The 11,748-nt window shown below is 56.8% G+C and carries 8 protein-coding genes and 1 pseudogene; 3 read left to right on the forward strand and 6 right to left on the reverse strand.

All coding sequences use genetic code 11. From position 1 onward, the window contains the following. Positions 1-158: 158 nt before the first annotated feature. From CFR72_RS15115 to CFR72_RS15130, 4 genes are read right to left on the reverse strand one after another with little or no spacing between them, the layout of a single operon-like run. Positions 159-3,293: an efflux RND transporter permease subunit gene (locus tag CFR72_RS15115; RefSeq protein WP_014106912.1), complete on the reverse strand. Its 3,135-nt coding sequence runs from the start codon at positions 3,291-3,293 to the stop codon at positions 159-161. Beyond that, complete coding sequence (locus tag CFR72_RS15120) at positions 3,293-4,327, reverse strand: efflux RND transporter periplasmic adaptor subunit (protein ID WP_014106911.1); 1,035 nt, start codon at positions 4,325-4,327, stop codon at positions 3,293-3,295. The genes CFR72_RS15115 and CFR72_RS15120 overlap by 1 nt, the downstream gene beginning before the upstream one ends. After that, positions 4,324-5,766: a TolC family protein gene (locus tag CFR72_RS15125; RefSeq protein ID WP_208630073.1), complete on the reverse strand. Its 1,443-nt coding sequence runs from the start codon at positions 5,764-5,766 to the stop codon at positions 4,324-4,326. Before CFR72_RS15125 ends, CFR72_RS15120 begins: the two co-directional genes overlap by 4 nt. Continuing rightward, positions 5,759-6,409 (reverse strand): cation transporter, encoded by a 651-nt coding sequence (locus CFR72_RS15130; RefSeq protein ID WP_014106909.1) that lies wholly within the window; start codon positions 6,407-6,409, stop codon positions 5,759-5,761. Before CFR72_RS15130 ends, CFR72_RS15125 begins: the two co-directional genes overlap by 8 nt. Before the next feature lie 73 nt (positions 6,410-6,482). Between CFR72_RS15130 and CFR72_RS15135 the strand changes: the two genes are divergently transcribed. Continuing rightward, complete coding sequence (locus CFR72_RS15135; protein ID WP_014106908.1) at positions 6,483-6,881, forward strand: MerR family transcriptional regulator; 399 nt, start codon at positions 6,483-6,485, stop codon at positions 6,879-6,881. 338 nt (positions 6,882-7,219) lie between these two features. Here the strand turns inward: CFR72_RS15135 and CFR72_RS15140 are convergent, their stop codons facing one another. Beyond that, positions 7,220-8,665 (reverse strand): tyrosine-type recombinase/integrase, encoded by a 1,446-nt coding sequence (locus CFR72_RS15140; protein ID WP_110914667.1) that lies wholly within the window; start codon positions 8,663-8,665, stop codon positions 7,220-7,222. 434 nt (positions 8,666-9,099) lie between these two features. Between CFR72_RS15140 and CFR72_RS15145 the strand changes: the two genes are divergently transcribed. Both CFR72_RS15145 and CFR72_RS15150 read left to right on the forward strand, forming a co-directional pair. Further along, on the forward strand, positions 9,100-10,437 hold the full coding sequence (locus CFR72_RS15145) for a site-specific integrase (protein ID WP_014106906.1): 1,338 nt from the start codon (positions 9,100-9,102) through the stop codon (positions 10,435-10,437). Next, complete coding sequence (locus tag CFR72_RS15150; RefSeq protein WP_014106905.1) at positions 10,427-11,203, forward strand: segregation and condensation protein A; 777 nt, start codon at positions 10,427-10,429, stop codon at positions 11,201-11,203. The genes CFR72_RS15145 and CFR72_RS15150 overlap by 11 nt, the downstream gene beginning before the upstream one ends. Before the next feature lie 328 nt (positions 11,204-11,531). Here CFR72_RS15150 and CFR72_RS15155 read toward each other — a convergent pair. Beyond that, positions 11,532-11,748: pseudogene (locus tag CFR72_RS15155) on the reverse strand (transposase); the annotation flags it as partial.

Genomic DNA, 11,748 nt, shown 5'->3' on the forward strand with positions numbered 1-11,748 from the left:
CAGATGGCCAACAGCAACGCCGTCAGAAGGGCGGCATAACAACAATCGGGTATAGCTTATCAAGCCCGCAAAACTGTCCGAACGGACGGGACCACCTCATCTATTGGCATATCGGACATAATCTTCAAGTAGTTCGGTGCAGCAGTGGCCCATACCTGTCACTTGAACAAGGTTTCCGGAACTCCCGTTTCGTTTTCAGAAAAATTACCAAATTTGACAGCAAGAATAGGCAAAACAAACAGGTTAAGTATCATTGATGTCATGAGCCCTCCAAGAATGACAGCTGCCATAGGTCCTTCGATTTCCCGCCCAGGCGCATTCATATCAACAGCCAGAGGCGCCAGTCCAAGCGCCGTAACGAGCGATGTCATGAGTACGGGGACGACGCGGTCTCTGGCCCCCCGGAGCGCTGTTGTTACTCCCCATGTGAGATCTTCCCGCTCGACCAAAGCCTCAAAATGCGAAATCATCATCACCGAATTCCGAAGCGTAATCCCGAATAGTGTAACGAAGCCGACTGTTGCCCCCAGAGTTAGCGTTGTGCCGGAAACAATGATTGTCAGAATGCCGCCCACAAATGCGAAGGGAAGATTGACGAGTATCAGAGCGAGATTGCGCCATCCTTGTGTGATTATTGAGAGCAGAATCATGACCGCTATGGCAGCGAGCCCGGAATTTATAAACAGTTCCCTGCGTGATTGTGATTCAGCTTCCGCTGCGGATGTAAACTGAACGTAGGCTCCAAGAGGCAGTTTGATATTTTTTGCTATAGCCGTGCGTGCGTCCTGAACGAAAGATTGAGCTGATCGTCCTGTAACATTTGCGGTGACAGTCTGTGTTCTCTGTGCTCCCAGATGTGACACCTGATAGCGACCGTTCGTCTCATATATGTCCGCAACAGCGCGGAGTGGTACGTAGTTTCCGTGAACAGTATGCAGTGGCAGGGAACCGACAGACGCAACATCATTACGACTTGCGTCATCAAGACGAACCATAACATTAAAAGCCGCAGAACGCTCGTATATCTGCCCCACGGTTTCACCCTGCCAGGCTGTATGGATGGATCGGAGTACATCCGCCGACCGAAGCCCCCAGCGCTCCAGATCAGCAGGGCGTAGCTGAATAGCAAGTTCCGGAACACCAGGAGGTGCTTCTATCCGGACATCTGTTGCGCCATGTATCTGATGCAACATGCGGACAATATTATTTGCCTGGATATCCAATACATCCAGATCATCGCCAATAATATTGATTGCCACAGCCGAAGACGAACCAGAAAGGGTTTCGTTTACGCGCATCGTCAAAAAACTACTGACAGAAAAACTGGCCCCAACGAACCCGTCAAGCGCTTTGCGAACGCGGGCATCAATCTGTCGGGAAGCCTTCCCATCCACCTGATTCAAATCAACCTCAAACTCGCTGGTATGTGGTCCATACGTGTCCTCATCCAGCGAGGCGCGTCCGACTCTCTGAGCAACCGAACGGATTTCGGGAAGCTGACGAAGTTTTTCTGTAACCTGTCTGCCTAATTTCAGAGACTGTTCCAGGGAAGTCCCCGGAACTGCCGTCATATGAATGATAAGGTGGCCTTCCTTGAAATCGGGAATGAAATCGCTTTCAAGGAATGGAAGGGCCGCAAACCCTATCAAGGTGGTCAGGATCATCCCGCCTATAACAAATCGGGGATGGCGCATTAATCTGGCCAGAAGACGTTCATAAGCTCTGGCGGTCCATCCTGCCAGGGGGGGCTCTCTCCGGATTTCTCCAGGCGTCGCCAAGAGCCATGCGCAGAGTGCAGGTACAACGGTTACAGCAGCGGCAAGAGAAGCCATGACCGCAAGAACATAAGCTGTTGCCAGTGGAGCAAACAGTCGTCCCGAAAGTCCGGGAAGGGCGATGACAGGCAAGAAAACGATAATGACAGCAAAGGTCGCGTAAACCACTGCACTGCGGACTTCAACGCACGCATCGAGTACGACGCGCGCTGTAGATGCGGGCTGGACCAGAAGCCGGTTTTCACGCAATCGGCGTGTAACATTTTCGACCCCGATCACGGCGTCATCCACAACCTCGCCGATGGCAATAGCAAGGCCCCCCAAGGTCATGGCATTCAAAGTAACCCCGAGTGTCTCCAGCAACGACAGGGCTATCAGAATAGCCAAAGGTATGGTGGCGCAACAGATTGCAGCGGTTCGCAGGTCAAAAAGGAAAAGAAAGATTACGACAACCACCAGAAAACCGCCCAGAAGCAATGCTCGTGTGGCATTCCCCAATGCGGTCGTAATGAAATTGGCGGGTCGGAACAGGTCAGCATGCAATGTAATCCCCTGTCCCTGCAATTGCGGGCGGAAATCGGTAAGTGCCGCCTCGATTTCCCGGGTCACGGCCATTGTATTGGCACCGTACTGTTCCCATATATTAACTACAATGCCTGTCTTTCCCTCGATACTGGCCGCACCGAAGGCAGGAATAGGGGCTTCAGTTACAGTGGCAATGCTGCCCAGTGTGACAGCACCATTATCAGAGCGGACAATCACAGTGCGGGCCAGACTTTCTGGCGTCAGGGCCTGACCGTCAGACTGAAGAACGACTCTTTGGTTCGGGGTATCAATAAAGCCGGCCCCCTGTATGCCAGTCGCTTCCTGGGCAGCCGCAAGGACGTCATCGAGTCCGATATGATGCAAGATGAGTTGGTCTGGATGTACCTGTATCTGGAGTGACCGACGCTCCCCGCCAAACACGCTGACTCCAGCCACACCAGGCAACGCCAGCAGACGCGGCCTTAATGACCAGTCAGCAAGCGTGCGCAACTGCATAAAGGACTGTTGTTCCGACGTCAGACCGATCACCAGTACCAGACCGGCGGATGAGGTCAGTGGCGTCATAGTCGGAGCATGAACACCGGCTGGCAATTGCTGTGCAACAACATTCATTTGTTCCCCGACCAGTTGCCGGGCTCGATAAATATCGGTCGATGTCGCAAACAGGACGTTGACGACTGACAGTCCCTGAATCGAAGTCGATTGCACGCGCTGAATACCCGGGAGGCCGGTCAGGGCAATTTCCATTGGGCGACTAACCAATGTTTCGACCTGTTCCGGCGTGAAACCAGCGGCTTCGGTCTGGATCGTGACCCGTGGCGGAATGAATTCCGGAAACACATCATAGCTGGCATGTCTCAAGCCATACAGGCCATAGAAGAACAACAGACATGCGGTTGCGATAACCACGCCCCGGAAGCGGATCGAAAACCCGATAATAGCTGCCTGAAGGCTGAAAGAACGTCCCGTCATCAGTCGTCATCGTCTCCTGATTCAAGCTGAGCTCGGAATTCTTCAGACAGAAGTAATTGCGTACCCTCTATGACGATTTGCGTTTCGTGTGTGATTTGTCCTGGAGTATCTTGGATCAGGTAGCCACCTTCTCGGTCCGGCACGTCGGTCGTAAGGGGTAAGCGTGTAAATTTTCCGTGTCCGTTATCACGGTATATCCACGACTTACCTTGCAGCCAGATAATAGCTGATGCAGGTATCCGGATACCGGGACGTTCCTCTTCGGTAGGCAGGAGAACGGAAACATTCATGCCCGCGACAAGCTGACTTTCAGCCGACGCAAAATAGAAAAAGCTACGCCCCTGAATAGCAGGATCGGTCATGGTTACAGGAGACAAATAGTGGAGCATTGTCCCGTGTCCACCCGTGTTTCCATAATCGGTCACATCCGCCTGACTTGGTGGGGTTGGTAGATCCGTATCTGGTGGAAGGGTCACCTTGACCAAGACCACTTGTTGTTGAAGTAACTGTGTAATGAAAATTGTATTTTTTTCGGTAGCGTCAGATATGACCGAACCAAATTGCTGTCTGATAATATTAAGTGCGTTATTTACCAGGACCTGTTCTGCTTTTACCATAGCTGAATTGGACTGAAATCTAGCTGTTGTCTCCTGGAATTGTTCCTGAGAGATATTCTGCCGATCGCGATACAGTCCTTTGTCACGATCGAGTTTCGCACGGGCAAGCGTCTGCTGTGCCTGCATGCTCTCCAGCCGCGCTTTCATGTCAGCATAATTACTAACAAGAGTGATAAGTTGTGTTGCGTTCAGAACGTAACCATAGGCGGGAACCAGCTTTCTCCAAGGCACGATGCTGGGTCGTGCAGAAGCAATGCCGCTCTTCGTAACTGCTTCCGGGGAGACCGTCACGGTCGCCTCTGCACCAAGAACCGAAACTGGTTGATCATCATCATCTGCAATGGCAATGTCTGTCCCGTTTAGAACTAGGAAGACAGAAAGACCTGCAAGAGGCAGCCAGAAGGCCCTCGCTTTCATGGTGAATTCCTGTGGTTATTTTCAAGTAGGCCGGAAGCCTGCGCGGCATTGGTGTGATCAAAAATGGGCTGCTGCATGCCATCTTCGATCTGACCTATGGCTTGCCGTTGCTGAATTTCTGCTTCAAGAAGAGCGGTCTCCGCTTGAATCTGCTCTATATGAGTCATAACCATCGTTGGTCGGTCGATTGCACCTGACTGAAGGCGGTGCTGCATCTGGTTCAGCCTTACCCGTACGGTTTTGGCAAGTTCTTCCGCCTGTAGCAGAATTGATGTCGTGCCGCGGTAATTGGCCGTAGCCTGCGAGATGGACTTAAACACCGTGTTCTCTGCACGCCGGAGACGAGCCGCCGCCTCATGCTCCTGCCCAACAGCTTCAGCTATGGGGCCTTCGTTCTGATTGAAAATCGGAATTTGCAGAGAGGGATTTACCTCAAAGCGATTTGAAATATCCCAGTTATAGGCGGGACTGATGGTGACATCGGGATAGCGTCGAGAAACTTCGACCCGTAGAGCCTGTCGGGCGGCGTCATAAGACGCAAGAAGTTCCCGCAGATCCGCGCGTTGCATTACGGCTTGGTATCTCATGTCCTGTGAATCGCGGTATTCTATGAGGTAGGGACAGACATCAAATGCTTTTGTATCAAGAGCAATGGAATCAAGTGCTTCGGCAGGAACCCCGATTGCTCCTGCCAGAGCTGCCTTACGGACGGCATACTCGCGCCGCAGATCACTGACAGACAACTCGGCATGGATCATTTCCGTCCGTACCTGCGATATTTCGAAAGCGGATGCTCGTCCCTGATCAAAACGTGCCTGTTCCAGGGTAAAGAGTTCGCGTTTAGCTGCCGCAGTCTCTTCCACAAGCTTGAGGCGCCCGGATACAGCCCAGACGCCGAGAAGAGCAGACCGCGTGTCGCTGCGTAGTTTCCATGCAGTATTGATGACTTCCCATTGCGCGACCGCAGCCCGATATCTGGCTTCTTTGATACGGTGATAACGCCTGCCGAAAAATTCGATCAGTATTGACGCGCCGTAGCCGACGTAATGAGCCGATGGGCCACCCAGCACCGTGAAACTGGGATTGGGCAGTTGACCGGCTGTCTTGATTCCAGCGCGAGCCGTTTCCAGTTCAGCTTTAGCTACAAGGATATCGGGATGAAAATACAAGGTAGCAAGCGTCAGGCGAGTGATGCCCCATGCGTTTTCCTGACTCGATACGTTTGGTCCGAGAACTTTTGTAATGAATTCTTGCAATCCGGCATCCGTAAATTGACGGCTGGAAAATTTCTGGACATCTGATTCCGGCGAAATATTTGAGTGACCACTATTTGTGCAGCCACAGAGCAGGGGAAAAATCAGGAGAATGAATGCCGCATTATAGCGTGTTCGTCTCCTTACCTGCTTAATATATTCTAGAGTATTATATGATTTATACATTGATATGTCGTGATATATCTGATTTTTTATCTGTTAGTTCTACTTTCGATTGTCGCATAATCTGCACACCTCCACTAATACCAAGCATCGCAAGGATGGAAGCTACCGCAATATCCGGCCACGCAGAACGAGTGCCAAACACGCCCAGAGCTGCCAGCACAACGGCAACATTTCCGATCGCATCATTACGAGAGCAGATCCATACGGAACGGCGGTTGGCATCACCTTTCCGATGTGTCCATAATATGAGGGCACAGGCTAGATTGACCGCGAGGGCAAGCAGACCAATGCCGCCCATTGCGTCTGGGTGAGGCGGATGGTTGCTGTTCATTACCATCCACCCAGCATTGGCCATTACCCATATCCCAGCCACGAACAGGGTCAGGCCTTTCAGAAAGGCCGCGCCAGCTCGCCATCGCAATGCCATTCCGGCAACACTGAGGCTTATTGCGTAGTTGGCGCTGTCGCCAAGGAAATCAATCGCGTCCGCCTGTAAGGATGCAGATCCAACCGACACGCCAGCCCCAGCTTCAACGGCAAACATGCTGGCATTGAGAAAAAGCGCGATCAGGAGCGCTCTCCGCCATGATTTATTGATTGGTAGCGGCGTATCTGTGCATCCACCACAGCATCCTCCTGCCATCCAGCGCCTCCCTGACGAATCATCTGTTTTAATGTATGCTGCCTGTAGCAACTACAGGGTCAAGAGGCAGGGAATGCGATCGATTGGCGCCTTGGGAAAGGCAACGAATACCAAAGTCGAGACGATCCGCTATTATGAACGGATCGGACTGCTGGCTCCGCCACAGCGGACCGATGGCAATTATCGCGTTTATGATGATGCGGCGCTCGCGAGACTGTCTTTTATTCGTCGATCCCGTGATCTGGGTTTTTCATTAGATCAGGTAAGAGTTCTATTATCCCTAACGGATCAGGGAACCCAGGATTGTAAGACAGTTGATAGAATTGCTCGTGACCATATGGCAGAGATTGAGCACAAAATTGCGGATCTCAAGGCATTGCGTCATGAACTTTCTACGATAATAAAATCATGCCGGGGAGGTAATATTTCAGAATGCCGAATTATTGAAGCACTTTCTCCGTTTGATAATTAGTTCTCCTGACTTTTTTCGCAGCTAGTCGATTCTGTATTTGATGGGAAGATTACCCGAAATAATTATACGGCCTCATCCTCACGTGTCAGAATCTGAAAAATCCTCATGGGAAATTCAAGGACTATACGTGCTCCCATGGTGGCAGTTTATGATCAGGCCAGTTCTGAAGCAGACATTCTGCTGCCCCCCCAAGTCAGACGTTCCAGTCCGGCGGTTCATGCGGGGAGAAATTATCTTCGAATAAGGCTGGCATGATCTATGAAGCAGATATGTCTACTGGTGCGTCTTCACATGTGAAGGCGAGTGGAGGCGTTCTGGAAAATGGGGTCAAGACAGGCTCAGAATCTTGACCTTCCCGGATGCCGGGCCTTGATGCTGGCCGCGTCGATATAGGTCTCGACGACCTGGAGACTTTTATGTCGCGAGAAGCGCTTCAGTTCCAGGAGATCATACCCGTCCTTTGCGCCCGTGGTGATGGCGCCGCGGCGCAGGCTGTGTCCGCCAAAGTCCCCCTCAAGGTGAGTGTCGCCGCAGCGTTTGCGGATGATGTCCGTGACCGCCCGGTCCGACAGGGCGTGCGGCCCGATCCTGGGCGGGGTTCCGACGGGCGTGGCGCCTGCCCTGTAGCCCCGCGCGGACCAGATGCGCCGGAAGACCGGACCTTCCGTGATCCCGGCCTGCCGGAGCCAGGTCTCGTATGCCAGAACCGGGCAGTTCCGGGTCAGGCCCCGCGGGATGCCGATCAGAGTACCCTTGCGCTGGGGATCGCCCTTGGACCGGCCCAGCCGGATCTGCATGCCATCCTCGTCCACCGTGATGTCGTCCACCTTCAGTGCCGCAAGCTCGGAGCGTCGGAACGCACCGGCAAAACCGAGCAGAAGAATAACCCGATCCCGCGCACCGACCAGATCATGGGAACTGATGGCTTCGACGACCCGGACCAGCCTGTCCCAGGTGAGCGCGGTTTTCTGGCGGGGCAGCACCTCCTTTGCCTCCCGCCGGATGCCGGCAAGCGTTGCGGTCACCATCGGGTGGGCGGTGGGTACGGCAATCTGCGCCAGGTGGTGCAGGTAACGCAGGGCAGCACGATGCAGGTCGATGGTGCTGGTCCTGCGCCCCTGCAGCGCCATGTCGGCCAGATAGGCGGCAACATCCTCGCTGCGGGCCGGCAGGGCGGGCAGGGCGTGGCTGGCAGCCCAGCGACACCAGGACCGCACGGCGGCGCGATAGGTGCGCAGCGTGTTTTCGGCCTTGCTACGGTGCATATAAGCATCGGCGGCCTGACGGGCCGTAGCCAGGCGGCCATCATGTTCGGGAACGGGTTGTGCCGAGACGACGGAAAACCATTGCGCGACGGCTGCAGCCGGTTGCCCGACGGGCGCAGTGGGTGCTGCGTCTGCCGTCCCGGGACAGGCTCCTACGGACTGGAGCGGCCGGAACCAGGCCAGGAAGCTGGGCATGCCATCATCGATTTCCAGTCCGACGGCCAGTTCGAACCCCGAGGGGATGTCGGCAACATGGTCCTGAGCCATCTGCTGGGCCGCCGACGCATACGGCACGTTCTGGGCGAGGGGGGTATCCGGGGAATAGGTACCGTCCGGCAATTCGATGCCGGCCAGAAGCAGGGGCAGGGGTGGTGTGAACCGCGCGGTCGAGAGGATTTCGCGCCAGCGCGCCGGGTCTTGTGTCTCGGCCAAACGCTGCTGCGTCAGCGGATCAACGCGGGCGTGCAGCGCGGCCTGCGCGCGCCTGCTGGTGCCGAGGATCCGGACGTCGCTCAGCATGGCAGGGTTGCCTGCGCGTATGGTCCCTGGCCGTCACCTGGGCAGCAGGGAAGGGGTACGCAGACAGGCTTGGCGAAAAGGCTCGGAAACAGGCACATTTCGGAATTTTAGCAGGCATTCTGGAAATTTTCACCTACTTCCGACAAGATAACTTATCGGAAGTAGGTTTTTGATCGGTCGGATTTTTCCCGGCGAGGAAGGGAGGGAACAGAAAGTCCGGAAAACCGCGCCTTTCAGGATCAATCAGGCGCTTTTTCGTTCTCTAAACACCCATTAACGTGATACGACGCATTGTATGAAGCGCAAACGCCTTAATATGGTCTGTGTCAGGAGGCGTGTTTTCCCGCTGAGGGTGGACAGGCTGCCCGCTTCGGGCGCCTGTCCGCTGCTGGCCCGCAGGGCGTTCGGGGCCGAAAACCGGGGATCCGATCAGAATGGCTGAGACCGGCCGACCGCTGCAGGCGGCGCGGCCGCCGACCGGGCTATCGCCGGCCACGGCGCGGGCTTACGCAGCGTCGTGGCGCGCCTTTGTCGGCACCCTGCCCGCCGATAGCGGCTTTCCGGTCGGCCCTGTGGCGGTGGCAGCGTGGCTGGAGGCCCGGGCCAAGGCCGGACGGCCGCGGCAGAGCCTGGTGGTGGATCGAGCGGCGCTGACGGCGTGGTGTGCCGCCAATGGCGAGGGGCTCGATGTCGCCCTGCCCGCTACGCGGGTGCGCCGGACCGGGGCCGGGGTCGATGCGGCTTCCCTGCTGGCCGCCGCGCGACGTTGCGGCCCCGATTTGCCCGGCCTACGCGACCGGGCTTTGCTGTTGCTGGCGGCCACGCTGGACATCGGCGCTGAAGCGCTGGCCCGGCTGACGGTGGAAGACATCAGCGACACGACAGACGGCATGACCGTCGCCCTGCTGCGGCCCCGGTCCGGGCGTCATCAGTTGCGTCGCCTGCGGCGGCGTCGGGATCCGGCCGTCTGTCCGGTGCGGTCCTGGGCGGCCTGGCGCGATGCGGCGCAACTGCGCTGGGGGGCAGCGTTCCGGGGGATCGATGCGCACGGCACGGTCGGGGATCCATTGTCGGTGCCAGGGATCCGGTTCGTGCTGGACCGGGCGCTGGGGTGCCCGGATCGGCCGTCCCCACGGGCGCGCCGGACAAAATCGGGATCCCCGCCAGAGTCCTCAGTCCGGACGGCAGCGCGTCAACGCATGCTGAGACCGACCCCAGACTGGATCCGGACAATGCTGACGGTGAGCGGTCCGGTAGACGAAGTGGCCCGGTTCCGGCTGGCGGCCCAGGGTCCGGGGATCATTCCCTGGCAGGTGGATTTCGACTACGAACAGGCACGCCTGCTGGCGCCGATGGCGGGGCAGGGCGCGCAGGCAGTGACGCTGGCCCGGCTGCTGCGCCAGGCATCCGAACGCCTGCATCGGATCGCCCTGCAGCACCAGGCGGCAGGCACGCCGTCATGCGCGTTTGACCTGCACCGGCTGGTACCGGTTCCAGGGGCCATTCTGGAAGCAGGAGCGGACTCCCGCGTGGCGGCAGCCTGGCTGCAGGCACAGTGGGGCACGCTGCTACCGTTGCGCCGGGTGGAGGTTGAAGCGATGTGCGACCAGCGCGCGCGCCGCAGTGCCCGGCTGGTCTACCGCTTCTGGTCGGCGGAATGGACACCGTGGCAGGCGCTGGACCGGGTGCGGACGGACTGGCCAGAGCTGGTTTTCGACATCCAGCCGCAGTACGCGCGCACTGATGCCGGGAAGGCCACCAATGCCGCCTGACGAGGACGAAGACTGGGGTGATCCGCCGCGTCGGTTGCCGCGTCCAGCGGTGCCGGAATTCCATGTCGAGGGGTTTGACGGGCCGCTGGACCTGCTGCTGGATCTGGCGGAACGGCAGCGCCTGGATCTGGGCATCTTGTCCATTGCGGACCTAGCGGCCCAGTTTGTGGATGAGGCGGAGCGGCTGGCCCAGACCACGCCACTCATGCAGCGCGCGGACTGGGTGATCTGGATCGCCCGGCTGGTATTCCTGCGCTCGCGGCTGCTGTTTGCCACGCAGGCGGAAAAGCAGGTTGCCGAGAGCGAGGCACGCCGGACGGCGGACCAGATCGAGGGGTTGTTGCAGATGCGCGCGGCAGCGGACTGGCTGGAGGCGCGACCGCAGCTTGGCGTGTCGGTTTTTACGCGGGGCGGAACAGACGTGGATCGTAGTGTTTCTGTACGGAAGGGGACGTATTTCAGTCTGATGGAAGCCTGCCTTGGTGCGCTGGAACGGGAATTGGCACGGGTCGAGACATCCGTCCCGATTTATCGGATCGATATGCCCTCCTACTGGCGTGTGAGCGATGCATTGGTCCTTATGCGTGAGAAAATAAAGAATGGAACCTTTCGAAGCATATGGGACTGTGTTCCTGCGATGGCGTCTACCAAACCTGAGGGAACCATTGGTTGTCGAACGGCTGTGGCTGCGACATTTGTGGCCGGGCTGGAATTGGTGCGCCAGGGAGACGCGTCGATCGATATGGTCGTGTTTCCCATGGCATGATGTTAGCGATTGCAGACTCTTTGGAATGAGCGGGACAACGCCACGATGGAATGGTGTGCACGGCAGCCGAAGGCAGCACAAGCGCAGCGATATGCCGCTCTGCAACGTAGCGGCAGCCTTTTCCCTGTTCTAGAGAATTTCTTGGCTTTCGTTGTATCCTATGACCTCAAAGAGGTCGGCATCTGGGGCAATAGTGCCGCATTGACAATATGTTGCTGTCCGAACTGTACCGCCGCCTCAAGCTGCGCGTGTCGTGGCAGTTCTTCAATGACCGTTGCTTCCGACTACTCACTCTCTGAGAGCCCGATCCGAAAGTTTTCCAAGCTTGACAATGCCTTGCTGTCCGTCGTGTGAGCATGCGGATCGAGGCGATCAATGTCCATGCGGTTGAGGACGCAATGGACTTTTACCAATCTTTGGCGAGCCGCCTGCACCGTCCCAGCCAGGCGAATGTCCGTTCCACCACCCAGCGACGCGGCAGGATCTGAAAGCCCTTCGTCGTATCGGACCGCCTGATGATTTCGAGGGTCCATTTTCCCATGGCG

Source organism: Gluconacetobacter entanii, from assembly GCF_003206495.1.
Classification (GTDB): Bacteria; Pseudomonadota; Alphaproteobacteria; order Acetobacterales; family Acetobacteraceae; genus Novacetimonas; species Novacetimonas entanii.

Bases quoted from the DNA above. Each gene is read 5' to 3' on its own strand.
- CFR72_RS15115 (WP_014106912.1), bottom strand. From the start codon at position 3,293: ATGACGGGACGTTCTTTCAGCCTTCAGGCAGCTATTATCGGGTTTTCG.
- CFR72_RS15120 (WP_014106911.1), bottom strand. From the start codon at position 4,327: ATGAAAGCGAGGGCCTTCTGGCTGCCTCTTGCAGGTCTTTCTGTCTTC.
- CFR72_RS15125 (WP_208630073.1), bottom strand. From the start codon at position 5,766: ATGTATAAATCATATAATACTCTAGAATATATTAAGCAGGTAAGGAGA.
- CFR72_RS15130 (WP_014106909.1), bottom strand. From the start codon at position 6,409: ATGGCAGGAGGATGCTGTGGTGGATGCACAGATACGCCGCTACCAATC.
- CFR72_RS15135 (WP_014106908.1), top strand. From the start codon at position 6,483: ATGCGATCGATTGGCGCCTTGGGAAAGGCAACGAATACCAAAGTCGAG.
- CFR72_RS15140 (WP_110914667.1), bottom strand. From the start codon at position 8,665: ATGCTGAGCGACGTCCGGATCCTCGGCACCAGCAGGCGCGCGCAGGCC.
- CFR72_RS15145 (WP_014106906.1), top strand. From the start codon at position 9,100: ATGGCTGAGACCGGCCGACCGCTGCAGGCGGCGCGGCCGCCGACCGGG.
- CFR72_RS15150 (WP_014106905.1), top strand. From the start codon at position 10,427: ATGCCGCCTGACGAGGACGAAGACTGGGGTGATCCGCCGCGTCGGTTG.